This is a genomic window from Saprospiraceae bacterium (genome assembly GCA_016714025.1).
In the GTDB taxonomy this organism is placed as follows: domain Bacteria; phylum Bacteroidota; class Bacteroidia; order Chitinophagales; family Saprospiraceae; genus Vicinibacter.
Genome location: JADJOB010000002.1, coordinates 349696 through 376041, shown reverse-complemented (window position 1 = coordinate 376041; position 26346 = coordinate 349696). Strand labels below are relative to the sequence as shown.

Genomic DNA, 26346 nt, shown 5'->3' with positions numbered 1-26346 from the left:
TGTATCAGGTAATCAATGTAGCCGGTTAAAATTTCGTTAAAACGAACGGAAGCATGCAGCAGCTACAGGGGTTATTGTATCTTTATCACGTAATTAACAGCTCACAAAAAAAAAGCCTATAGATTAAAACTTCTACACTTTATTCATCTTAAAAATAAGGGTATGCAAGTAATTAATCTTTCAGATCAAGCCTTAATTGATCTGTATCTTCAGGGCGACGAGTCAGCTTTTTCTGAATTATTGAAACGCCACCAGCAAAAGATCTATACGTCTATCTACCTGTTCGTTAAGGACCGGGAATTGGCTGAAGACCTTTTTCAGGATGTGTTTATTAAAATCATTGACACCCTTCGGAAAGGGAGTTATAACCATGAAGGGAAATTTGGCCAATGGGCTATCCGGATTGCATACAATATGTGTGTGGATCAATTCAGACGCAATAAAAGGCGGACTAAAGTGACCGGGGGCGATGATTTTGACATTTTTGATGTTTTGGAATTGCCGGATGAAAACCGGGAAGATCAGATGATTCGCTCGGAGACCCACAACCGAATTCGCAGTTTAGTAGATCAACTGCCCGACGAACAACGGGAAGTAGTGGTTTTGAGACATTATGCCGACATGAGTTTTAAGGAAATCAGCCAGTTAACCCGTGTAAGCATAAATACCGCCTTGGGCAGAATGCGTTACGCCCTAATTAATATACGGAAAATGATGGAAGAGCAGGCCATGGTGCTTCAATAGCTCCCATCCTCATCACCAACGATCATTTTTAGCAAAATCTTAACAGGATTGTGAAACCAAGCAGCCAATCGCTGCGTTTTAAATAATAAGTGAGAGTTTTTAAGCTTCGTTAAAGTCGGGATTTTATTCCCACAGGGATTAGAAAGGTCGCATCGCCTTGATGCGACCTTTCTGTTTTTTTTGCTTTCCGGTTCCCTTTTTTATCTTTGAATAGGTATTTTTCGTTTTGAACTGTTTTATGGGTTCATTAATAGTTTTAAACAGGTTTTCTATTTCATACTCAAATACCTGGTTGAAATTCGGGATGTAGCGCAGCCTGGTAGCGCGCTTCGTTCGGGACGAAGAGGCCGCTGGTTCGAATCCAGTCATCCCGACTGAACTTCTGTTTTGGGTTAAATAATAACTAATTACAATTCAAGAGTCTTCAAAAGTTGAATGTACTCTTCGGGTGCCAGTTCTTCCGGCCGCCTGTCAAAAAATGGATCTTGTAGCATATCCTGATTTTGAACATAGGATTTTAAATTATTCCTTAAGGTTTTCCTCCGAAATTGAAAGGATTGTCTTACCAATTTTTGCACTGCATGGTAAGTCATGCTTGAAATGGCATCTGATCTGCGAGTTAATTGCAAGACACTGGAAATAACTTTTGGCGGAGGGGTAAAGGAGCTTGGAGAAATGTCAAAACACTTTTTGGTATGGTATAACAATTGCGTAATTACACTCAATCCACCATACTCTTTCGAACCGGGTGGGGAAATTATTCTCATAGCCATTTCTTTTTGAAACATTCCAATCATACAGGGGATCCGATCGGCATTTTCCAGGGTTTTAATGATGATCTGAGAGGAGATGTTGTAGGGAAAATTGCCGCACAATACAAACGAATGCGCCTCAAACACTTCATTAATATCAAGTTTTAGAATATCTTGTTTTATTAGTTGTTCTGAACTTAAAATTGAATGTTCCAATAAATAATCCTGCATATCCCGATCTGCTTCAACGGCAATAAAGTTTGGTTTTAAATTTTTAAGATATTGGGTTAAAGCACCTTTTCCGGGTCCAATTTCTATTAAATAATCTCCTGCTTGTGCTTGTACTAATGCAGCAATTTTCTCTAACACATGCTTGTTGTGTAGAAAATGTTGGCCAAATGATTTTTTTGCAAACAAATGAGTGGATTTTTAAATGAAAAATGTTTTAATGGCTTCCAATAATTTTAAAGGCTGATCTGCATGAATCCAATGTCCGGCAGCTTTAATTTCTATAAGTTGCCCATGTATGAAAGTTTTTTTTAGTTCATTCAATTCAGCTACATCTATGTAATTGGAGTATTCCCCTTTTACAAAACAAACTTCGTTGTTTATAATCTGACTAAATTTAATTTCTTCTAAAATATGTGGGTAATTTTGAAAAAGGCTTTTTAAATTAAACTTCCATCGAAATCCTCCGTCTGTCTTTCTGTCTAAATTTTTTAATAAGAATTGCCTTACTACCAAATCATGAATCTCAGTTTGCAATATCAAATCGGCTTCATCACGCCGTTGCAGTTCCTCAAGTTTTAATTTAAACAGTGCTCTAAATATCTCATCATGTCCGGGGCTATAGCTTTTAGGGGAAATATCCAGAATCATCGCTCGCCCAAGTTTTTGAGCTTGCATACTCAACATTTTTAAAACAACCTTACCGCCCATACTATGACCAATTAAATCGGGCTGGTGCAATTGATGTAATTCAATAAACTTAAAGACATCCATTGCCATAAGTTCGAAAGAAAACGCATCGGTATGTGCGGATTTTCCATGATTTCGGAGATCCAGACAGTAAACTGTATAATCTGAACTTAATAAACGCGCTAAACTTTGCCAGTTGTCCAGACTTCCAAATAATCCATGCAATATGATCAAAGCCGGTCCCTGGCCTGTTTTCTTGTAATGTAAATTTATAATTTCAGCTTGTTCCAATCGGGGCTTATTTTTACCGTTTTGTTATGACGTTTAAACTAGAATCTGTTTACAAACCTACCGGTGATCAACCACAGGCCATCGAACAATTGGTTGATGGGATTAACAAGCAGGAGCGTCAACAGGTTTTATTGGGGGTAACCGGATCGGGTAAAACCTTCACCGTTGCCAATGTAATCGCCCAGGTCAATAAACCAACCTTGGTGATGACGCACAATAAAACCTTGACCGCACAATTGTACGGAGAATTCAAAGAATTTTTTCCGGATAATGCTGTGGAGTATTTTGTTTCCTATTACGATTATTACCAACCGGAAGCCTACCTGTCTGTAACCGATACCTTTATTGAAAAGGATCTAATGATCAATGAAGAGGTCGACAAATTGCGTTTAAAAGCAACTTCCTCCTTGCTTTCCGGCCGCAGAGATATCATTATTGTGGCAACCGTTTCCTGTATTTTTGGTATGGGTAATCCGGAGGATTATAAAACTGGAATTATCCGGATTCAAAAAGGACAAGTTTATCCCCGCAATGCATTTTTATACAAACTGGTAGATAGTTTATACAGCCGTACAGAAACCCAATTAAACCGGGGAGAATTCAGGGTCAAAGGCGATACGGTGGATATTCATTTACCCTATGCGGATTATGGCTACCGCATTCATTTTTTTGGAGATGAAATTGAAAACATTGATCAAATTGAATTAAGCAGCGGCAAACGGGTCACGAGCATGGATCATGCTGCCATTTTTCCAGCAAATTTATATGTAGCACCTAAGGACCGTTTGAAAAACATCATTTATTCTATTGAAGATGAATTGCGAGCCCAAAAAATATATTTTGAATCTGAACGAAAATATTTGGAAGCGAAGCGGATTGAAGAACGAACGCAATTTGATTTGGAAATGATTCGCGAATTAGGCTATTGCAGTGGAATTGAAAACTACTCCCGTTTTTTTGATGGCAGAGTTCCAGGTACCCGACCCTTTTGCTTGTTGGATTATTTTCCGGATGATTATTTATTAATTGTTGACGAAAGCCACGTAACAATCCCACAAATACGGGGAATGTGGGGAGGCGACCGGGCCCGGAAACAAAACCTGGTGCAATTTGGATTTCGACTTCCATCTGCTTTGGATAACCGACCTTTAAATTTTGATGAATTTGAACAACAAATCAATCAGGTTATTTACGTCAGTGCAACGCCTGGGAATTATGAATTGACACAAACAGAAGGTGTATTTGTCGAACAAGTAGTACGACCCACCGGTTTATTAGATCCTCCAATTGAAATCCGTCCGTCTTTTAATCAGATTGATGATTTAATGCATGAAATTCAACAGCGAAAAGCAAAATCAGAACGTGTGTTGGTAACAACACTGACAAAACGAATGGCTGAGGAATTGAGTAAATATTTTCAAGGATTGAATATTTTGTGTAAATACATCCACTCAGAAATTGATACCATGGAACGTGTAGAAATTTTGCGCGATTTGCGTTTGGGTGAATTTGATGTACTGGTGGGAGTTAATTTGTTGCGGGAAGGATTGGATTTGCCTGAAGTTTCTTTAGTAGCAATATTGGATGCAGATAAAGAAGGATTTTTAAGAAATGACAGATCCCTGACACAAACTGCGGGACGTGCAGCAAGAAACGTCAACGGACTGGTGTTGTTTTATGCAGATAAAATCACCGATTCCATGCAGCGGACTATTGATGAAACCAATCGTCGGCGCATTATCCAAATGGCTTACAATGAAGAACACCAGATTACTCCACAAACCCTCAGTAAAACGAGGGAAGAAATCATGCATAAGAGTTCGATTCTGGATATGAGGGGACATTCCAAAGTTTATTTTGAAAAAGATGAAACAAATATTGCAGCCGATCCATTGGTTGCATATATGAATCGGGATCAATTGGAAAAACTCATTCAACAAACAGAATTAAAAATGAAACAAGCAGCTAAAGATCTTGATTTCATTCAGGCTGCCTCCCACCGGGATGAAATGAATGCATTAAAAAAACGATTGAAAGAAATTTAACTATGAAGTCGTTTTGTGAATTATGGTTTCTTCTTTTTATGTTCTCTTTTAATTGGAACCTAAGCGCTCAAGATAGTTCAACCGTTCTCTTATTAGGAATTGCTCAAGATGGATCCTATCCGCATATGGGATGTGAAGCCAATTGCTGTAAGCCTGCCTGGAAGGATTCCAAAAAAGCGCGCATGGGGGTGTCACTGGCTGTAATCGATCCACAAAATAAAAAGTGGTATTTGTTTGAAGCGACTCCAGATATTTCAAAACAGATTCATTTGTTTAATCAACTAACGAACAATCAATACCCACTCATGCCTGATGGCATTTTTATTACGCATGCACACATCGGTCATTACAGTGGATTGATGCAATTGGGAAGGGAAGTAAAAAATTCAAAAGAAATTCCAGTATTTGGTTTGGAACGCTTTTGCAATTTTATTAAAGAGAATGGTCCGTGGAGTCAGTTAGTAAAACTTAATAACATTGTATTACAAGCGATTAATCCGGATCAAAAAATTGTACTTTCTGCTTCTTTATCAGTTACGGCATTTACTGTGCCGCATCGCGATGAGTTTTCAGAGACCGCAGGATTTAAAATAAACAGTGGAGGAAAATCCTATTTGTTTATACCGGATATTGACAAATGGAATTTATGGAATCGCAACATAGTGGACGAAGTTAAAAATGTGGACCTTGCTTTTTTAGATGCTACTTTTTATTCAATGGATGAATTAAAATCACGGAATATTCAGGAGGTCCCGCATCCTACTGTTAAAGAAACTATGGATTTGTTCCTCAACGAATCAAAAGCGTGTAAATCCAAAATTGTTTTCATTCACATGAATCATACCAATCCATTAATTTGGTCAAAGCGTTACCAAAAAGAAGTTTTAAACGAAGGATTTAAAATCGGGATTCAGGGGGAGCGATATTAGAAATACCGATGTTTTCCAAAAAAGATTGGAATTGATCCATACAGGACCATAGAGATTTAGGAAACAATGGTTAATCAAAAATAAAATCAATTCTATGTTTCTATGTTCCTATGTGTTCCAAAAAAATTATGATTGAACCACATAGGTACATAGGGATTTAGGAAACAATAGTTAATCAAGAAGAAATCAATTCTATGTATCTATGATCCTATGTCCCTAAGTGTTTCAAAAAAATTATGATTGAACCACATAGGCACATAGGGATTTAGGAAACAATAGTTAATCAAGAAGAAATCAATTCTATGTATCTATGTTCCTATGTCCCTATGTGTTTCAAAAAAAAATTATGATTGAACCATATAGGCACATTGGTATAAAGAAAACATAGAAGGAAAAAGCTACATTTTAATTTTTAAATTCTTTTAGAGCAAATGACAATCATTTATCCTATTTATAAGTCATAACAATCTTCTTAACGAGGATTTTCTTTTCTTTGCAGCCGTGAATTATCTCAATTTTGAACATATCACTAAAAAATTTGGTGAAAAGACTTTATTTGAAGATCTGGCAATTGCGATCAGTCAGGGTGACAAAGCAGCAATTGTAGCCCGGAATGGCAGCGGAAAGTCATCTTTGATTCGGATCATTGCCGGAATCGATAGTCCGGATGGTGATTTGGCAAGCATGTATATCAATAAAGACATTCGGATCGGGTATTTGAGTCAGGACCCTGATTTTAGCCCGGATGACAGTTTATTAGATGCGATATTAAATGCCAATGAAGCCTGGATGGCTCCCCTGAAAGCCCTGTATCATGCACAACATACCCACGATCAAAAGGAAATGGAAGAGGCATTGGCCCAAATGGATGAACATCATGCCTGGGAATTGGATACTACCATGCGGGAATTGTTTGGAAAATTTCAATTACCGGATTTTAATTTTAAAGTTAGAAATCTAAGTGGCGGACAAAAAAAGCGTTTGGCCATGGTTCGGATTTTATGTGGAAAACCTGAATTTTTAATTCTTGATGAACCTACCAATCACCTGGATTTGGAAATGATCGAATGGTTGGAAAAATATTTGGAAAGTTCTCAGATTACCTTGCTGATGGTTACGCATGATCGCTATTTTCTAAATAATGTCTGCAACCAGATTTATGAACTGGATCGGGGAGTTTTATACAAGTATCAAGGAGATTATGAGACCTTCTTGGAAAAAAAGGCGATTCGTATGCAAAACGAAGAAAGCTACCGGGATAAAACTGAAAAATTATTGCGTAAGGAGTTGGATTGGGTTAGACGAATGCCCAAGGCCCGGACAACTAAAAATAAAGCACGTGTAGATCGTTTTTATGATCTGAAAGAATCATTGGTTGGACCTAAAGAAGCGGGAATTATTGAATTTGAAATTGAACAACCGCGATTAGGTACTAAAGTTTTGGAGTTGCACAATATTTCCAAATCTTATGATCATAAATGGATTGTAAAAAATTTCAGTTATAAATTTAAACCCACCGATCGAATTGGAATTATTGGTCCAAATGGTTCCGGTAAAACGAGTTTGTTGAAACTATTTACCGGGACTGCTAAAGTGGATCAGGGTAAAATAATTTTAGGAGAAACCGTTCAATTTGGATATTATCAACAAGATGGATTGCAGATCATTGAAGACAAACGCGTCATTGATGTCATTCGGGACATTGCTGATTATATTCCATTAAAGAAAGGACATAAGCTATCTGCGGAGGCATTGCTTGAGCGATTTTTATTTCCAAGACCGCAACAACAAGTTTTTGTTTCTCAATTGAGCGGAGGTGAAAAACGCAGATTGTATTTATTGACAATTCTCATTTCCAATCCTAATTTTTTAATACTGGATGAGCCTACCAATGATTTGGATATTATTACTTTAAACGTATTGGAAGAATACTTGCAAGATTTTCCGGGATGTGTATTGGTAGTCAGTCACGATCGATATTTTATGGATAAGATAGTCCAGCATATTTTTGTATTGAAGGATGAAGGGGTGATTGAAGATTTTCCTGGAAATTATACCAACTATCGAAACGTGCAGGATGCAGTTAAGGAACAGGAGCAATCAATTAAGAATTCTGATATTCCAAAAGATCCTGTAAGCCGAGATAGACGGACTGGCCAACAAGAGAAAAAAGAGTTAATTAAAATAGAAAAAGAGCTGGAAAAATTATTGACAGAGCGGGATGTTTTGGTTGGCAAATTTTCTGATGGCACCTTACAAATTGATCAAATGGCTGAGGTCAACAAGCGGTTGACAGAAATTCAGGAGATCATTCGGCAAAAAGAGGCCCGTTGGATGGAATTAGTGGATGCGGGAGCTTGATTCATTTTTAAACCAATCTGGTATAAATTAGTTATTGATTAATAAAACAGCGCATTGACATCTGGTAAAATTACAGCGATAATCATCCTGAGTGTGTTGATCATTCTGGGCATTTTAGGAATGCAGGCTTATTTTATTAAACAAAATTTTAATAAGGAAGAGGCTAGCTTTCACCAGTCGGTAAGCATTGCATTGCGAAATGCAGCCAATGGGATTGCAAAATACAATAAAGCCAAATTGACAGAAAAAGGGCTGATTGTTAGAGAATCGGGTAACTTTTATCTTGTTAATGTAAATACACCTGTCGATCAATCGGTACTGGCTGTTTTACTGGAAACAGAATTTGATAAACAAGGAATCAACATCCCATTCGAATATGGTATTTATGATTGTTCGACGAATGAGTTAATCTATAGTGACTGTTGTAATGTTCCGGGTAAAAAGAAAATTACCAACAAAAAGAAAAAAGCAAGCAAGACGGATATCACCAATTATTTTGTAGTTCGGTTTCCTGAAAAAGAATCTTTTGTATATCAAAAATTAGGCTATGTTATTTTCTTTTCAGGATTGATTCTGGCAGCGTGTTTAACATTGGCGGGAGCAATTTTTATTATTCTTCGTCAAAAAAGATATTCTGATTTGATGCGGGATTTTGTAAACAACATGACGCATGAATTTAAAACGCCCATATCTTCCATAAAAATTTCTGCCGATGTATTATTAAATCATCCATTAATTGAAGAAGATAAACGGTTGTTGCAGTATGCCCAGATCATTAAAGATCAAAATCAACGATTGAATGATCAGGTAGAGAAGGTATTGCAAATTGCGAAAATGGAGTCATCTTCATTTAGTTTGCGTAAAGAAGAAATGGATATTCATGAAAATTTAAAAGAAATTTGCAACCAACTTCAAATGCGAATCCGGGACACCGGAGGTACTATGGAGTATGATTTAAAAGCCCTGAACCATAAAGTAAAAGCGGATCGCTTTCATATGATGAATGTATTTTCAAATTTATTGGATAATGCAGTCAAATACAGCAAGGACCAACCGCATATTAAGGTGCGTACGGTGGACCAAAATGGAAGCTGTTTATTAGAAATTGAAGATCAAGGGATTGGAATTCAAAAAGACGAGCTTCCGTATTTATTTCAAAAATTTTACCGGGTTTCAACCGGAGATGTTCACAATGTAAAAGGCTTTGGAATTGGGCTGTATTATGTGAAAAGGATCTGCGACGAACATGGTTTTGAACTTAGTATAGACAGTGAATACAACAAAGGCACAATTGTACGTATATTGCTCAAAAATTCTTATCGATGAAAAAAGCGCGATTACTTTACGCAGAAGATGACGAAACCTTATCATTCATAACCAAAGACCACCTGGAGCTTCAGGGTTATGAAGTTGTGCATTGTTCCAGTGGAGCCGCTGCATTCGAAAAATTTAAAAATGAGAAATTCGAGCTGGTCATTCTAGATGTCATGTTACCAGAAATGGATGGGTTTACTATTGCAGAAAATATCCGTAAAAAGGACCATCAGGTACCTATCTTGTTTTTAACTGCAAAATCATTAAAAGAGGATCGCATCCATGGACTTAGATTAGGTGGGGATGATTATCTGACAAAGCCATTTAGCATTGAGGAACTCATCCTTAAAATAGAAATCTTTTTAAGAAGAAGTAAAGTATTTGAAGCGCCTTCTGAAGAAAAGGAAATTCAGGTTGGCAAATATATTTACATGCCGCTTGAATATCAATTGGTCCTTAATGAGGATGCGAGAATTTTAACCCAGCGCGAAAGTGAATTGCTTAGTTTTCTATTAAAAAATAAAAATAAAGTCATTAAACGTTCAGTAATTCTTGAAACCTTGTGGGGTGAAGATGACTATTTTATGGGAAGAAGTTTGGATGTATTTATTTCCAGATTGAGAAAATATTTAAGTGAAGACCTGGACATTAAAATTGATAATATACACGGAATCGGATTTAAATTTATATGCCCCTGATCCGAATTTTAAGCGTACTAATTTGTTTGACCTTGATTCAGGCTGTCCAACCCATCTACGGACAGTCCCAAAATCCATTTGAATTAATAAAAAGCAAGAGTCCTTCTGAGATCCCTGCAGAAATTATAGATACAACACCCTTAAGCAATTTAATTAACCCGTTTGAATTAAGACCCGGTCAAACACAAAAAATAAAAGGCTCCCCTGGTGCGCAGGATATCCAATATTTTAAATGGATTCAGGAACCAAACAACAGCAGAATCAATACCACGGATGTACAATCCTTGCTTTTTTGGGCACTCTTGTTTTTAAGTTTTCTTTTAGCCATTGCATTAAACATCAACCGGAATGTTACGATTAAGTTATATCGGAGCTTATTGAATCTCAATTTTCTGAGTTTGTTATACCGGGAGAGTAAAGAGGAGAATTTTTTAATTTATTATCTATTGTACGGACTATACTTTATTGGCATCAGTCTGTTTTTATATCTATCTATTATCCATTTTAAAGGACTCAGAGAACCTGTCTACATTCTATATATTACCCTGTTTATTTTAACGATTTACAGCATTCGCCATATCAGTTTAAAAGTATTGGGCTTGATTTATGGAGTTTATAAGGAAGCGGACCGGTATTTATTTAGCATAGTGATCTTCTCCTGTATCATGGCCATTATTCTGATTCCGGCAGATTTTGTGATTACATTTGTCAGTCCGGCGATTGCCCAGAAGTCTATCTATATCATTATCAGCCTGTTTGCTTTCCTATACCTGTACCGGCAATTGCGGGAGATTATCTTTTCGGCAAATATTTGGCGGGAGCACATTTTTCATTTTTTATTGTATCTTTGCACCTTCGAAATTGCACCCCTTGTCTTAATGTTCAAATTTCTGGAAAGGCAGGGCGTGTTTTGAATGCCGAAGGAAATGCCGACCAAACCGACTGCCATCGTTGCAAAAAAAACAAATAGGTATAAGAAGGTTAAATCCATCTTATTATCTCAGCCTAAGCCAGAACGATCTCCTTATTTCGAATTGGAAACGAAGTTTAATGTCACAGTGGATTGGCGTCCATTCATTCAAGTGGAAGGTTATACTGAAAAAGAATTCAGGAGACAACGGATACGGCACGATGAATACCCAAATGTCATTTTCACCAGTAAGAGTGCCATAGAAAATTACTTCAGACTTGCAGAAGAAATGCGTTTCAAAATCAATGAAATGAATAAGTATTTCTGTGCAACGGAAGCCATTGCAAACTACTTGCAAAAATTTATTATTTTTAGAAAAAGGAAAGTTTTTAATGGGACCAAATCGGTTACTGAATTAACCAACTACTTCAACAAACATAAAGAAACAGGACCCTTTTTAATACCCTGTTCTGAAACGGGCAATCCCGAAGTTGCCAATTATTTAAAATCATTGAAAGTAAAATTTCATGAATCCCCAATGTATCATACGGTGAGTGCAAATCTTTCAGATTTAAAAGAAATCAAATACGATATCATTGTTTTTTTTAGCCAATTAGAAATCAAATCCCTGTTTGACAATTTTGCTGATTTTGTGCAAGGAGATACCCGCATTGCCGCTTTTGGAAATGCTGCAGCTAAAGCAGTCGTTGATGCCGGATTGATACTTGATATTCAAGCCCCTACTGTCGAAACGCCTTCCATGACCATGGCTTTGGAAGAGTATTTAAAGCTCAGCAATAAATAATAATTTTCAACAACTGTCTTTTATTTAAACCTGGTAGCATTTTGCCGGGTTCTTGTTTTATTCATGGATCGAATTCATAAAATTTCAAATAATATCCTGTCCGGACTTCCAGGTAAGGCAGCGCACCAAAGGCTGGCACCTTTCGCATCCCGCCTGGACTATAAGATTCCGACAAATGCTCAGCAGGCAGCTGTATTGATCCTGCTATACCAAAAAAATCAAAAGTTCTACTTTCCACTAATAACCCGCCAGTCCAACCATCCTCAGGATAAGCACAAAGGGCAAATAGCGCTACCAGGCGGGCGAGTAGACCCTACAGATCAGGATACCTGGGATACTGCTTTACGAGAAACGGTGGAGGAAATTGGAGTTGCCAAAGATCGAATTCGCAAAATTGGAGCCTTGAGTTCGTTATACATACCGGTAAGTGATTTCCTGGTCTATCCCTACGTTGCATATTTTGAAGGATTGCCCGTATTTGAAATTCAAGAACAAGAAATTTTAAGTATTCATGAAATCGAACTGGATCAATTGCAATTGGCCGAGAATCGAAAAAACCAGGAACTTAAAACAAGCCAAGGGCCTATCATGACGGTGCCAACCATTCAAATCAACGAATTGGTCATTTGGGGAGCAACCGGAATGATATTAGAAGAATTTACCGATTTATTGATTTAAGGCCATTCTTTCAAAAAGTTTCACAAGCGATTGGATCAAAATTCCTTGGCTTCCATGAGCCGGCAAGTTAATTGTTAGACAATACTTACATTTGGAGCTGAATTTTATTTTATGCCAGGAAATGATTGTTTTGAAGTAATAGGTGGTAAGAAATTAAAAGGTAGTTTGCAACCACAGGGTGCGAAAAACGAAGCCCTTCAAATTTTATGTGCTACGCTTTTAACGGACCAAGCCGTACGAATTAATAATCTTCCGGATATTCTTGATATTCGTCATTTGATTGAATTAATTGCCGGACTGGGAGTGAAGGTAATAAAGCACGATGCCCACAGTTATACCTTTGAAGCAAGCACCGTAGATCTCGATTATTTCGGCACACCCGAATTTCAAAACAATGCCAGGAAAATCAGGGGCTCTGTCATGCTGTTGGCGCCCTTATTGGCTCGTTTCAAGCGGGCTGTATTGCCTAAACCAGGTGGAGATAAGATCGGTCGGAGACGATTGGACACCCATTTTTTAGGATTGCAAAAGCTCAATGCTGATTTTCAATTTGATGATTTAAAATCTGAATACCGGATTACCGCAGATCAGTTAAAGGGAGCCTACATCCTGATGGATGAAATCTCTGTAACGGGAACAGCCAATGTCCTGATGGCTGCAACCCTTGCAAAAGGCACGACCACCATTTACAATGCTGCCTGCGAACCCTACATTCAGCAATTATGTCACATGTTAATCCGCATGGGAGCCAAAATCAGCGGATTGGGTTCAAATTTATTGGTTATTGATGGGGTAGAAAAACTTAAGGGCACCGAACATACCTTATTGCCGGATATGATTGAAATTGGCAGCTTTATCAGCCTGGCAGCAATGACTCAATCAGAATTGCGCATTACCAATGCAGGGATTGAATATTTAGGAATTATACCTTTTGTATTTGAGCGTATGGGTGTTCGAATGGTATTCGAACAAGACGATATTCTGATTCCTGAACAAGAAGAATATACCATACAGAGTTTTATGGATGGTTCCATTATGACCATTTACGATGCACCCTGGCCGGGATTTTCTCCGGATTTAATGAGTGCCCTTTTGGTCATGGCAATTCAGGCAAAAGGCAGCGTACTGATTCATCAAAAAATGTTTGAGTCCCGTTTATTTTTTGTGGATAAACTCATTGATATGGGAGCCCAAATTATTTTATGCGATCCACACAGGGCCACCGTCATCGGACTGAATAGAAAATTTAGCTTGCGAGGCATTGACATGACCTCTCCCGATATCCGTGCAGGGGTTGCGCTTCTCATCGCTGCATTATCTGCAAATGGAAAAAGCACGATCCGTTCCATACATCAAATTGACCGTGGCTACGAACGCATTGATGAGCGCTTGAATGCCGTAGGAGCGTCGATTGTCAGATTGTAGATATGGTATTTGTCCATTCTTTAATTTAGCCTAACAGCCTAACAGCCTAACAGCCCAACAGCCCAACAGCCCAACAGCCTAACAGCTTCCCCACTTACCCACCCATTTCTATCTCCTCCAATCTCTAATAGCATTAACCAAAAATCTGGATTAATTTTGCCCCTCATTCTCATGAATTTATGCGTATTTCATTAAATTGGTTAAGGCAATACATTGATATTTCAGAAAGCGTGGATGAATTGGCTTCTATACTGACCTCTTTGGGGTTGGAGGTGGAAAGCGTCGAAACAGTAGAAGCGCTCAAAGGGGGTTTAAAAGATATTGTAGTTGCGGAAATATTAGAGTGCTGGAAACACCCAAATGCAGATCGATTGCATTTAACCAAAGTGAATCCTGGTAATGGGATCCCATTGCAAGTGGTTTGTGGAGCACCAAATGTTGCAGCAGGTCAGAAAGTGTTACTTGCTCAGATTGGGGCTACCATGTACCCTAAAAATGGAGATTCCTTTGTAATCAAAGCAGGTAAAATCAGGGGAGAAGTATCCGAAGGGATGCTTTGTGCTGAAGACGAACTTGGATTGAGCGATAACCACGAGGGTTTGTTGGTTTTAGATGAGGATGCGGTTCCGGGCACACCAGCAGCAGCCTATTTAAAATTAAAAACAGATGTATATTTTGAAATAGGATTGACCCCCAACCGGGCAGATGCCATGAGTCATTTAGGGGTCGCTAAAGATTTATTAGCCTGGTACCGGGTTCATAAAGATCCTTCAAAACAACTTCTGGATATTGAGCTAGCATCAATAACCAATCCAGCAACCCAACTGGATATGCAGGTGCAAGTTTTAAATCTGGCTTTATGTCCTCGGTATAGTGGAATTTGTATATCCGGAATTGAAGTGAAGGAATCGCCGGAATGGCTGAAGTCCTCCATTCGCAGCATGGATTTAAATCCTATAAACAATGTTGTAGATGTGACTAATTATATATTGTATGAATTGGGTCAACCTTTACATGCATTTGATTACGATAGGATAAAAGAGCACCGCATATTGGTAGATACCCTCGAAGCAGATACCAAATTTGTGACTTTGGATGGAGTTGAACGCAGTCTGCGTTCCGATGATCTGATGATTTGTGATAGCAGCAAACAAGGATTGTGTATGGCCGGTGTTTTTGGAGGGATGAATTCAGGAATTAGTAATTCAACAAAAACCATTTTTTTGGAATCTGCTCATTTCAATGCCAGCGCGGTACGAAAGTCCAGCATGTCACATAATTTGAGAACCCAATCTGCCCGTTGTTTTGAAAAAGGCTCTGATCCAAACCTAACGATTTTTGCATTGCAGCGTGCAATTTATCTTTTGCAAAAAACCTGTGATGCGCAAATTAGCTCGGCTTTGATCGATTTATATCCTGTACCCATTACACCAGCTAAAATAAAATTAAATGTAAATCAAGCCATCCAATTATCTGGAATGGAATTGGATTTGGAAAAATTAAAGCAAGTTTTGTTTGCATTGGAAATGGAGATTGAAGATTTACAGAATGGATTCCTCCATGTTTTTGTTCCAACAAATAAACCCGATGTCTTACGAATGCCGGATGTGGTAGAAGAAGTTTGCCGTGTATATGGGTTTGAGCATATTCCAATTCCGGAAAAAATGCAAGTTTCTTTTCCAAAATCCAAAGGATCCTTGTATCCGATCCGAAAAGAAATTGCCAGTTTTCTGAGTGCAAATAATTTACAGGAGATTATGAGTTTATCCTTGATGCGTTCAGGGATTTGCATACAATCTGGTTTATATCGGGAAGAAGATCTGGTGATCATACACAATACTTCCAATATTCATTTGAATGCCATGAAACCAAGTATTTGTTTTGGTGGACTGGAAGCCATACAATACAATAGCAACCGGCAACAAACGGATTTAGCATTTTATGAAATGGCTAAATCCTATATCCGGAATGGAGACCAGATTCAGGAAAAATCAAAATTGGGAATCTGGTTATGTGGTTTGCAACAAGTTGCAAATTGGTCCGATCCTAAACCTGCCGCGCAAAATTTTTATCAGATTAAAGCTATTGTTGAAAGTATTTTAAAGCAATTGCAACTTACAATTCCTGCTTTTACAAGTTTTGAAAATAAGAATGTATTTGAATGGGGTCTGGAATTTAAATCTGATTCCAGGGAAATCATCCAATTTGGAAAATTGCAATCAAAAGTTTTGGGAATTTTTGACTTGAAAAAAGAAGTATGGTTTGCAGAAATTGATTTAGACGGTTTAGCTTCCATGATATTAAACAAACCAACAGTGTTTGCAGATTTTAGTAAATTTTTGCCTATTAAAAGAGACCTGGCATTAATTATTGATCAAGCAGTAACCTACAATGAGTTGAAAGATATTGCAATCAGACATTCTAAAAATTTATTAAAATCCGTTCAACTATTTGATATTTATGAAAATGCAGAACACATTGGCACAGGCAAAAAATCCTATGCCTTGAGTTTTACTTTTGAAAATCATGACCGTCAAATGAGCAGCGAAGAAATGGAAACATTTATGAACGAACTCATTCAGATTTATAAAAAAGAAGTAAACGCTATTGTTAGGCAATAGTATTACAATTATAAATTAAAGCCTCATTGAAATTACTTTCTCGCAGTTGCGCAAAGAAATGCAGTTGATACAAGCATAAAGATTTTGACTCCTTTTCTATCCCTCCATATCAAGCAGCTGTTGAACGCTTTCCTGATCTAAAACACCGATTACAGCATCGGCTTCGGTGACTAAAATTAAATTGGTTTGGCCGCGCAATGCAAACAAGGCATGAGCCACTGAAGTACTCGCTGCAAGACTTAATAATTTGGGTTGATAAATTTCTGAAATGCGGGTTTCCGGATTGAGTTTATAAGCTGCTTTGATGGCTTTTGCTGAGACCGTACCACAGTATTGACCATACAAATTGATCACCATAAAATGACGATTGGTTTGATGCATTATAAATTCATATGCATCCCTGACCGTTGTATAATCTGTGAAACTGTGAAAGTCTTTGCGATAACAATCCTGAATGGTTTTATTTTTTAAAGCCGAATCAAGTGCTACACTTTTATATTCCTGGGTGGCATTTAAAAAAATAAATACTCCGATGATCGCAAGGGTATATGCTTCATAATACAAGCCAATGATGATCAAAAACACGCAAATAATTTGTCCGACAATCGATGCAATGCGTGTCGCTTTCAATCTGCCAAATCCCATTGCTAACAAAGCACGTAACACCCTGCCACCGTCCATTGGAAAAGCAGGAATCATATTAAATACCACTAACATGATATTGGAAATCATCAACAAGGGAAGGAAGCCTTTCCAGTTTGAAAAATCGAGATTTTGAAAATTGTCCATACTAAAATATGGAAATCCATAAAGACTGAGCAGACTGATAAAAACAAGTACAGCAATGATAATATTGACCATGGGACCCATGACCGCAATGATCAATTCCTGAATCGGTTTTTCGGGCATGTTGCGCAAGCGTGCAACTCCACCAATGGGCAATAAGATGATGTCTTCTGTTCGGATGCCATATCGCTGTGCGGTCAGGGCATGGCCGAATTCGTGTAGGACCACACAAAAAAACATGGCCAGTACAAAACAAATTTCAATAAAAATAGCATCAAAACCTGCCCCTTGTGAAAAAGAAGTCGATGCAACATAAACCAAAATAAGAAGAAATGTCCAATGAATTTTTACCGGTATTTTGGCAAAAGTCCCGACATGCCAGGCTTGTTCAAACATAGTTTTATTTATTCAATCCACATGGGTTGGTACAATTGACCCTGAAGGATGGCTCTTGATATAACAATGCGTTGTACCTCAGAAGTTCCTTCGTAGATCTGAGTAATTTTAGCATCCCGCATCAGACGCTCAACATGATATTCTTTTACATAGCCATACCCACCGTGGATTTGAACGGCCTCGACTGAATGGCGCATGGCCACATCAGAGGCAAATAATTTTGCCATGGCAGCAGCCGTTCCAAAATCAAGACCCATATCTTTCATCCAGGCAGCTCTTAGAACCATCAAACGAGCCGCCTCCACTTCAGTAGCCATATCTGCCAGTTTAAAAGCAATGGCCTGGTGGCTTGAAATGGGCTTGCCAAAGGTTTTTCGTTCTTTACTGTAGTTTAGAGATAATTCGTAGGCACCGGAAGCGATTCCCAAGGCCTGGGAGGCAATCCCGATTCGCCCACCGGTCAAGGTTTTCATGGCAAATTTGAATCCGTCTCCCGGAGGTCCCAGTAAATTTTCTTTTGGCACGATGACGTCGTTGTACATAATGCTGTGGGTATCGGAAGAACGGATGCCCAATTTATCTTCTTTGGCACCAATACTGACTCCTTTCCAGCCGGCTTCAACGATAAACGTACATATGCCCCGGCTACCGGCTTCCGGATTGGCCTGGGCCATTACCAGGTGTAAGCTGGAACTGCCCCCATTGGTGATCCAGTTTTTAGTACCATTGAGCAGGTAATGATCTCCTTTATCTTCGGCAATAGTTTTTTGACTGGTGGCATCGCTGCCGGCTTCCGGTTCTGACAAACAGAACGAACCAATCCATTCGCCACTGGTCAGGCGGGGCAGGTATTTTTGTTTTTGTTCTTCGGTTCCCATTTTTTCGAGTCCCCAACAAACCAGGCTGTTGTTTACAGACATGATCACCGAACAGGAATTATCGATTTTACTGATTTCTTCCATGGCAAGGACATAGGAGATGGTATCCATGCCGCCGCCGCCATATTCCGGAGAGACCATCATGCCCAAAAAGCCCATTTCGGCCATTTTCTGGACCTGCTCTTTGGGAAATTGCATTTTGGCGTCCCGCTCAATAACGCCCGGTAACAGCTCCCTGCGGGCAAAATCCCTTGCTGCATCCCGTACAGCTATCTGTTCTTCGGTCAATGTAAAATACATGGATTAAAATTTTTGCGAAGATACTAAAAGGCGGGGAGGCGGGTGAAAAATTGGATTAATTAGAAAGACCGACTTATTGCATGAAGAAGATAAATGCAATTAAGTATAATTCTAGTTGGATACTCCTTTTAATTTACAATCTGGATAAATGCAAATTTGCAATTGTTACCTATGAAATTTTCAAGCCAATAAAATATTAATCTTTAATAGTTAATTTAAAAGGATTTATGCTCCTGGTTTTCAAATTTAATTCCCACCTGTTAAAAATAAAATTCAAAAAAAAATTTGATCGATTGCTACAGATTTAATTTTATAATAGATTCAAGTTTAAAATTTGTAATCTGTTTTAATGATTAACTAAATAAATGCGCTTTCAATATTTTTTATTCCGTTCCCAATAATTTTGCGCATCAATTTCTTCTAATACATTCAGATAGTTTTTATAACGGACCTCACTGATCATTCCGGCGAGCATTTTTTCTTTTACGGCACAATCGGGTTCGTTACGGTGGGTGCACTGAGAACCAAATTTGCAATCGACCGAAGCTTCAAAAAATTCACGGTAATTGTGGGCTACATCCATGATGCCAAGATTGTTAAAGGACAAGGATTTAATTCCGGGCGTATCGATGATGAAGGTGTTTTTATTTACCGGAAACATTTCTGCAAAAGTGGTGGTATGGATGCCTTTGCCACTGTATCCGGACAGTTGACTTGTTTTTAATTTTAAATCGGGTTGCAGGCTGTTGATTATGGATGATTTTCCTACACCCGATTGACCGGAAAACAAATTTACTTTACCCTGGATGCATTGTGTGAGGGTCTTGATGCCGGTTTGATCTTTGGAAGAAACCGCCAAAACTTGATATCCGATTTTTTCGTACAAATTTTTAATATCCGAAAAGATCATTCGGTCTACTTCTGTATAAATATCCCATTTATTAAAAACAAGAAGGACCGGAATATTTTGAGGTTCTGTGGTCAATAAAAAACGATCGATAAATCCGGCTTTCAAATCGGGTTCGCGAATGCTGGTAATTAAAATGGCCTGGTCAATGTTGCAGGCAATTAAATGCAATTGCATTCGGGATTTCGGCGATTGCCGGGCGATGTAATTTTTACGGGGAAGTACAGATTTAATTAAACCATTGATTTCATCTTCCAATTCGACTTCCACTTCATCTCCAACGGCCACCGGATTGGTTAAATTTTCTTTATCAAGTTTTAGTTTTCCGACAATCCTGCTGGGAATGGTTTTTTGAATTTCATTTACCCAGACTTCATACCAACTTCCTGTGGAGCGAAAAATCAATCCATGCATTTCAGGATTTTTTTACTTGTAGCGGTGAATGGTTCTTTACCAATTCTGCAATGGTTTTGAGTTGTTTGGGATCTTCTTCCAATAAATTTCCAACGACAATCAGATCTGCTCCTGCCTGAAGGATGTTGTAAACGGTTTCCTCATCGCGAATTCCACCACCTACAAGGATTGGCAAACGGATGTGGGCACTCAATTTTTGAATCATGGTTTCCGGAACTGGTTTTCTGGCACCACTTCCTGCATCCAGATAAAGCAATTGCATATTGAGCAACTCACCTGCCATGGCTGTCGCCAGAGCAATATCCGGCTTATTGGCAGGTATGGGTTGGGTTTGACTGATATAAGCCGCCGTGTTGGCTTGCGCACCATCTATCAATAAGTAAGCGGTTGAAATGACTTCCAGTTGACTGGCTTTGAGTCGCATGGCGGATTCAACATGTTTACCAATTAAATAGTCGGGATTTCTTCCGGAAATTAATGACAATAATAAAATTGCATCCGCTCCGGGATGTATCTGTTGACTATTTCCGGGAAAGAGTACAATAGGAATATTGGTCATCTCACGAATCAACTTGATGGTTTCATCCATCCGATCCTGTAAGATTAAACTGCCGCCCAGAAAAAAATAATCAACGCCTTGCTTTTGTGACAATGCAAGGGTTTGTTCGAGATTTTTTAATTTCAGATAATCGGGATCAATTAAAACAGCCAGGCTTTTAATGCCAAGTGATTTTTTTTTCAAGATTCCTTTTAACAGCTGTTTTGACATGTTTGCAATTTAATAATGGGTTCTTTAGAAGCTTTAGCCAATAGCTGCAAATTATTCACTCAAATTGAGGGCTTCGTCTTTTCCCAAAGCTTTGTAACGGCCTTTTGAAAATTTACTTCCATTAAATTCAAGCGTTGGTTTGATTTGTTCTTGTGTGATGGCATCGAGTTTAATAAAATCTGCACAGCGCTTCGAACAACACGCTTCGTATTTAATTGCACATTCCGGGCATTGTATAAATAAAATATGGCATTGATCGTTTTTGCAATTGACGTGATGATCACAAACAGCACCACATTGATGACAATGACTGATTACTGAATCGGTGATCCGTTCGCCCAATCGTTCGTCAAATACAAAATTCTTTCCTAAAAATTTATTTTCAAGATTTTGTGATTTTACTTGTCTGGCATATTCAATGATGCCGCCATTTAATTGAAATACATGTTTAAAGCCTTTGTATTTCATAAATGCACTTGCTTTTTCACAGCGAATGCCACCGGTACAATACATGAGTATGTTTTTATCCTTGTATTCCTCCAACTGAGTGGCAATGATCGGAAGAGATTCCCGAAACGTAACGACATCCGGGGTGATGGCATTTTCAAAATGACCAATTTCTGATTCATAATGGTTGCGCATGTCAACGATGAGCGTATCGGGTTGATTGCACAGCTTATTAAAATCTGCTGCATCGACATGCACTCCGCATTGGGTTACATCAAATTCAGGGTCCTCAATGCCGTCGGCAACGATTTTAGTACGTCGTTTGATGACGAGTTTGAAAAATGATTTGCCATCATCTTCTATAGCATAATTCAAACGGATGTTTTTTAAAAATTCGATCTCATCCAGCGTGCTTTTAAACAAGCTTAAATTTTCTTTTGGAACAGAAATCTGTGCATTGATTCCTTCGTGTGCCAAATAAATTCTTCCCAAGGTGCCCAGATCATCCAGTTTTTCGAATAAGTAATTTCGAAAAAAATCCGGATTTAAAATTTTACAATATTTATAAAATGAAATGGTGATGCGTTCTTCCTGACTGCTTCGCATTTTTTCAATCAAGATTTCCCTGTTGATGGTATTGTAAAGTTTTCTCATAAAAAACCAAGCCTTACATTTTTACAAAAGACCTTTTTTCTGTTCCGGAAACAGATTGGATAAAATAAACTCCCGGTTTCAGCTCCGATAAATTTTCGGTGTGTTGTTTGTCATTAAACGAAATGCGTTTTAACTCTTTTCCCAAAGCGTCCATAAGTACAAATTCAGTTTGCATTCCTTTGAGAATTTCAATTTGCAACACATCGTACACCGGATTTGGATAAATTCGAAATGCAGTGGCTTCGTTTTCTATGGTACCCACATACAATTGTGCTTTTTTTACTGCTTTCAACGCATCGATCAAACCGTAACCGTAAGTATTGTTTGGAATGCGGGTTCCAGAGTAAGGAAAGCAATCAAAATCAGCCACATAAGGTTCGGCGGTTTCTTCAATAATGCTTTCAATGGTTTCAACCCGTCCGGCTAAAAGCGGATTGGCAGAAATCATCAAGGCAACTAAGCCTGCGACATGCGGACCGGCCATGCTGGTTCCATTCCAGGATGCAAATTGGCCGTCGGGCAGGGTTGACAATACATCTGAACCCGGTGCCACTACATTTGGTTTGATTCGTGTGGCTTTGTAATTATTTACCGGACCGTTGCTGCTGAAATTGCTGATGTGATTGTCAGGATGAAAAGCACCAACCGAAAAACTTCCATCGTAAATGGCTGGAACATGTCGCAACGTATTGCAAGCGGCACCGTCATTGCCCGCTGAAACAACGACCACGACTCCCGCTTTACGTAAATTTTCTACAACCAATTCCATAATTGGAAATACAGTGGTGTCACAACCTTCTTCTAAACTGCAATACCAACTGTTGTTAATGACATGTGGTGCCAATTCAGGTTTAGGATTTTTTCCATCTAAGTCATAAGGCGCCAGAAAAAACTCAAAACATTCAATATATGTAGAGGGAGCACCATTTCCTTGTTCCATATTCCGGCATCCAATCCATTGAGCTTCCGGAGCCATACCTATGGCATGTTCTGCGGTTTCACCGATCATGGTCCCAACGGTGTGGGTACCGTGTGAATTGTCATCGCAAGGTTCTTTAAGATCCAGTCCGCAAGGATTGGTTGGATTGCCACTCAAGGGACTGATTTGATGAATGGCATCGTGCCAATTGTAATTGTGATCGATCAGTCCATTGGTATTTCCACGATAACGCGCTTTGATAGCGGCGACATCCCAGCGTACCCCGGTATCTTCACCGGCTACAACAATGCCCTGACCTTTAATTCCCAAATCCCAGACCTGGTCAGCACCGACTCGTTTGATGCCCCAGGTAATCTCTGGAGCCCTTTGTGTTAATTGAACGCTTGGATCCTGTTGAGGAACTCCCCGTTGCGGAGAATCGTAACTGATCCGGTCGACCTCTTCGAGCGTGGCAATTTGTAGGATAGTTTCCTTCGTCAGTTCAGCCCAAAGTGCATTCACCAAATAAAAGGATCGGAAGGAGATGTCTTTTGACTGGAGTAATTCCTGACATTTTTTTTGACTTAATCCCGAGGTATGATTTAGGACCTGATAAGCATAAGCTGCTTTTTGTTCTTTACTCCAATTGTAATTGATACCAGAAAGATCTGCTTGTTGTTTAAATTGGATTAAAACCGGTATTTTTTGGTTTGTTTCCATTTTTTTTAACAAATCAGACGAAATCTGTGAGTGGCTGGAAGAAGATATTAAAATAAATAGTAATATATAAGGCTTCATCGCTGAATTTTTTGCAAATTTATTGAATATTTTGTTGGCGTTCAAATTCTTGTTATAAACATATAACGTAAAATCCAGGCTCTGGGTTAATTAATCTAATTTTACACGGTTTTGTTATTCATGTACAAATCACTAAATGGCAAGTTTTCCAGAAAACCGATCCGACCGTAAAAAAGATCATATCGAGCTGGCTTTTAAGTCACAAACCGGCATTCCGGATTTGGATGCCCGTTTTTATTATGAGCCCGTTTTAAGCAAGCATCCATCAGAAAATCAAATTCAAGCCATTGCTTTTGGCAATAAGACTTTATCCTATCCGATCTGGGTATCCAGCATGACCGGTGGCACAGCACAAGCAAAAAAAATAAATGAAAATCTGGCTTTGGCCTGCCGGGAATTTGGTTTAGGCATGGGGCTCGGTTCCTGTCGAAAATTAATAGAACACCCAGAATTGTTACCGGATTTTGATATGCGGGAACTTATAGGAAATGATTTGCCTTTGTATATCAATTTAGGGATTGCACAAATTGAGCAATGGTTTATGCAATCCAAACAGGAATTAATTAAAAAATTGGTGGATATGCTGCGAGCTGATGGATTGATTATTCACGTCAATCCATTGCAAGAGTTTATGCAGGCTGAAGGAGACCGCTTTAAAAATCCGCCTATCGATACCATAAAAAAAGTATTGGACCAATTTAGTTTTCCGGTGATTGTTAAAGAAGTTGGACAAGGCATGGGACCTGAAAGTTTAAAAGCATTGTTGCAACTACCTTTACAGGCCATCGAATTTGGAGCTTTTGGAGGAACCAATTTTGCATTGCTTGAATTGAATCGCAAAGAAGGTACACCAAGTCTTTTAGCCGGATTGGCTCAAATTGGACATTCCGCGGAGGAAATGATGCATTATTGCAATGCCCTTGCAGCAAATGAAGTCATTGCCTGCAAACAATTGATTGTATCAGGAGGGGTTCGCGATTATCTCGATGGGTATTACTATATCAGCAAAAGCAAGATACCGGCACTTTACGGACAAGCTTCTGGTTTTTTAAAATACGCACAAGGATCTTATGAAGAGTTGCGATATTATATTCAACAACAAATTCGTGGTTTAAATCTTGCATTTTCTTTTTTAAAAGTTAAATAATCATTGGACACTAAAAAAACGGCTCCGGAATCCGGGAAAAAAATATCCGGATTTTCAAAACTATCCAAGCGAGGTAAAATCAAATGGATGGTAGAGCATTTTTTTAAAGATCCTGAAAATGTGATGCATGAACTTATGAGTTATTGGCATCACAATGAAGACCAGCAAAAAATATTGGATGGATTTAGTGAAAATACCATTACTAATTTTCCATTGCCATACAGTGTAGCGCCCAATTTTTTAATCAATGGCAAGACGTATTGCGTGCCCCTGGTTACCGAGGAAAGCAGTGTAGTTGCTGCCGCAGCATCTGCAGCAAAATTTTGGATGGATCGCGGAGGGATTCATGCAGAAGTCATCAACACAAAAAAACTAGGTCAGATTCATTTTAAATGGAAAGGTCAATTCGATCAATTGCAAAGCCATCTACCAGCAATCAGACAGCTGATGTTAGAGAAGGCAAAAGATGTGACAAAAAATATGTTTGAACGAGGAGGAGGTGTTGAAAATTTTGAACTCAAACAATTGGATGGCATTGAAAATTATTTTCAATTGTTGATTGGATTTCAAACCTGCGATTCGATGGGGGCAAATTTTATTAATTCCTGTTTAGAATCCTTTAGCGGCAGTTTAGAAAGCTATTTTATGAATGCGGAGGAGCTGGATGATGAATTTCGGGATGTTGAAATTATCATGAGCATATTATCTAATTACACACCCGAATGCCTGGTACGCACCTGGGTGCAATGTAAGATTTCAGAATTGGGTGAATTTGCTGGCAATTTAAATGCAACAGAATTTGCAGAGCGTTTTTATACTGCAGTACAAATTGCAAAAGCAGATCCATATCGTGCAGTCACCCACAACAAAGGAATTTTTAATGGCATTGATGCGGTGGTATTGGCTACTGCCAATGATTTTAGAGCCGTTGAAGCCTGTGGTCATGCATACGCTGCAAGAAACGGACAATACAGCAGTTTGAGTGATTGTAAAATCGATGGCGATCAGTTTTATTTTTCTTTAGAACTTCCACTTGCATTGGGAACAGTTGGAGGATTAACAACTTTACATCCAATGGCTAAACGATCCCTTGAATTATTAGAAAATCCATCTGCAGAAAACTTGATGATGATTACAGCAGCTACCGGATTGGCACAAAATTTTGCAGCCATTCGTTCTTTGGTTACCACCGGCATACAATACGGACACATGAAAATGCATCTGGTCAATATCTTGCAACATTTTAAAGCCAGTGAATCTCAAATTGAAGCAGCCAAAATTCACTTTGCAAAAAATACGATCAGTTTCAATGCAGTTCGTAGTTTTTTGGAAAAATTGAATAGGAAAGAGAGTCTGTAGAGAGGAAGTCTGTAGGGAAATGCTGCAATTTTTCAATGCTGCAATGGTTCAATTTTTAATGGTTTAATTGTCTAATGTTTT

21 protein-coding genes and 1 tRNA gene are annotated in these 26346 nt (G+C 38.6%); 14 read left to right on the top strand and 8 right to left on the bottom strand.

What is annotated here, in order from left to right:
- Positions 1 to 162 precede the first annotated feature (162 nt).
- Both IPJ80_04865 and IPJ80_04860 read left to right on the top strand, forming a co-directional pair.
- Positions 163 to 744: a sigma-70 family RNA polymerase sigma factor gene (locus tag IPJ80_04865; protein ID MBK7912811.1), complete on the top strand. Its 582-nt coding sequence runs from the start codon at positions 163 to 165 to the stop codon at positions 742 to 744.
- A 300-nt stretch (positions 745 to 1044) separates the two neighbouring features.
- Positions 1045 to 1118, top strand: a tRNA-Pro gene (locus IPJ80_04860).
- A gap of 33 nt (positions 1119 to 1151) precedes the next feature.
- On the opposite strand, the gene rsmA is transcribed toward IPJ80_04860, so the two are convergent.
- Positions 1152 to 1913 (bottom strand): ribosomal RNA small subunit methyltransferase A, encoded by a 762-nt coding sequence (rsmA, locus tag IPJ80_04855; GenBank protein MBK7912810.1) that lies wholly within the window; start codon positions 1911 to 1913, stop codon positions 1152 to 1154.
- Positions 1914 to 1925: 12 nt separating this feature from the next.
- A complete protein-coding gene (locus tag IPJ80_04850; GenBank protein ID MBK7912809.1) occupies positions 1926 to 2705 on the bottom strand; it encodes an alpha/beta fold hydrolase in 780 nt (259 codons plus the stop codon).
- Between the two features lie 26 nt (positions 2706 to 2731).
- On the opposite strand from IPJ80_04850, the gene uvrB reads away from it, so the two are divergent.
- The 10 genes from uvrB to IPJ80_04800 all read left to right on the top strand — a co-directional run bounded on the left by uvrB (position 2732) and on the right by IPJ80_04800 (position 16491).
- Positions 2732 to 4750, top strand: coding sequence for an excinuclease ABC subunit UvrB (uvrB, locus tag IPJ80_04845; GenBank protein MBK7912808.1), 2019 nt, complete (start codon positions 2732 to 2734; stop codon positions 4748 to 4750).
- A gap of 2 nt (positions 4751 to 4752) precedes the next feature.
- Complete coding sequence (locus IPJ80_04840; GenBank protein MBK7912807.1) at positions 4753 to 5679, top strand: MBL fold metallo-hydrolase; 927 nt, start codon at positions 4753 to 4755, stop codon at positions 5677 to 5679.
- A 501-nt stretch (positions 5680 to 6180) separates the two neighbouring features.
- Complete coding sequence (locus tag IPJ80_04835; GenBank protein ID MBK7912806.1) at positions 6181 to 8040, top strand: ABC-F family ATP-binding cassette domain-containing protein; 1860 nt, start codon at positions 6181 to 6183, stop codon at positions 8038 to 8040.
- Between the two features lie 54 nt (positions 8041 to 8094).
- Complete coding sequence (locus IPJ80_04830) at positions 8095 to 9366, top strand: HAMP domain-containing histidine kinase (protein ID MBK7912805.1); 1272 nt, start codon at positions 8095 to 8097, stop codon at positions 9364 to 9366.
- Positions 9363 to 10052: a response regulator transcription factor gene (locus tag IPJ80_04825; GenBank protein MBK7912804.1), complete on the top strand. Its 690-nt coding sequence runs from the start codon at positions 9363 to 9365 to the stop codon at positions 10050 to 10052. The genes IPJ80_04830 and IPJ80_04825 overlap by 4 nt, the downstream gene beginning before the upstream one ends.
- A complete protein-coding gene (locus IPJ80_04820; protein MBK7912803.1) occupies positions 10043 to 10966 on the top strand; it encodes a DUF4271 domain-containing protein in 924 nt (307 codons plus the stop codon). The genes IPJ80_04825 and IPJ80_04820 overlap by 10 nt, the downstream gene beginning before the upstream one ends.
- A 12-nt stretch (positions 10967 to 10978) precedes the next feature.
- The gene (locus IPJ80_04815) at positions 10979 to 11767 is read left to right on the top strand and encodes a uroporphyrinogen-III synthase (protein MBK7912802.1); all 789 of its coding nucleotides are present in this window, start codon (positions 10979 to 10981) and stop codon (positions 11765 to 11767) included.
- A gap of 63 nt (positions 11768 to 11830) precedes the next feature.
- Positions 11831 to 12445, top strand: coding sequence for a CoA pyrophosphatase (locus IPJ80_04810; protein MBK7912801.1), 615 nt, complete (start codon positions 11831 to 11833; stop codon positions 12443 to 12445).
- Between the two features lie 111 nt (positions 12446 to 12556).
- Positions 12557 to 13870, top strand: a complete 1314-nt coding sequence (gene murA, locus IPJ80_04805) for a UDP-N-acetylglucosamine 1-carboxyvinyltransferase (protein ID MBK7912800.1) — start codon at positions 12557 to 12559, stop codon at positions 13868 to 13870.
- A 179-nt stretch (positions 13871 to 14049) separates the two neighbouring features.
- Positions 14050 to 16491: a phenylalanine--tRNA ligase subunit beta gene (locus tag IPJ80_04800; protein MBK7912799.1), complete on the top strand. Its 2442-nt coding sequence runs from the start codon at positions 14050 to 14052 to the stop codon at positions 16489 to 16491.
- 96 nt (positions 16492 to 16587) lie between these two features.
- Here IPJ80_04800 and IPJ80_04795 read toward each other — a convergent pair whose 3' ends face one another.
- The 6 genes from IPJ80_04795 to IPJ80_04770 form a co-directional block, all read right to left on the bottom strand.
- Positions 16588 to 17673, bottom strand: coding sequence for a site-2 protease family protein (locus IPJ80_04795; GenBank protein MBK7912798.1), 1086 nt, complete (start codon positions 17671 to 17673; stop codon positions 16588 to 16590).
- 8 nt (positions 17674 to 17681) lie between these two features.
- Entirely contained in the window at positions 17682 to 18851 is a 1170-nt protein-coding gene (locus IPJ80_04790) for an acyl-CoA dehydrogenase (GenBank protein ID MBK7912797.1), read from the bottom strand.
- A gap of 373 nt (positions 18852 to 19224) precedes the next feature.
- Complete coding sequence (rsgA, locus tag IPJ80_04785) at positions 19225 to 20172, bottom strand: ribosome small subunit-dependent GTPase A (GenBank protein MBK7912796.1); 948 nt, start codon at positions 20170 to 20172, stop codon at positions 19225 to 19227.
- Between the two features lies 1 nt (position 20173).
- Complete coding sequence (locus IPJ80_04780; protein MBK7912795.1) at positions 20174 to 20941, bottom strand: geranylgeranylglyceryl/heptaprenylglyceryl phosphate synthase; 768 nt, start codon at positions 20939 to 20941, stop codon at positions 20174 to 20176.
- 51 nt (positions 20942 to 20992) lie between these two features.
- Positions 20993 to 22042 (bottom strand): rhodanese-related sulfurtransferase, encoded by a 1050-nt coding sequence (locus tag IPJ80_04775; GenBank protein MBK7912794.1) that lies wholly within the window; start codon positions 22040 to 22042, stop codon positions 20993 to 20995.
- A 13-nt stretch (positions 22043 to 22055) separates the two neighbouring features.
- Positions 22056 to 23681, bottom strand: a complete 1626-nt coding sequence (locus IPJ80_04770) for a S8 family peptidase (protein MBK7912793.1) — start codon at positions 23679 to 23681, stop codon at positions 22056 to 22058.
- 214 nt (positions 23682 to 23895) lie between these two features.
- Between IPJ80_04770 and IPJ80_04765 the strand changes: the two genes are divergently transcribed.
- Positions 23896 to 24906 (top strand): type 2 isopentenyl-diphosphate Delta-isomerase, encoded by a 1011-nt coding sequence (locus tag IPJ80_04765; protein MBK7912792.1) that lies wholly within the window; start codon positions 23896 to 23898, stop codon positions 24904 to 24906.
- Positions 24907 to 24993: 87 nt separating this feature from the next.
- Complete coding sequence (locus IPJ80_04760; protein ID MBK7912791.1) at positions 24994 to 26265, top strand: hydroxymethylglutaryl-CoA reductase; 1272 nt, start codon at positions 24994 to 24996, stop codon at positions 26263 to 26265.
- The last annotated feature ends 81 nt before the right edge of the window (positions 26266 to 26346 follow it).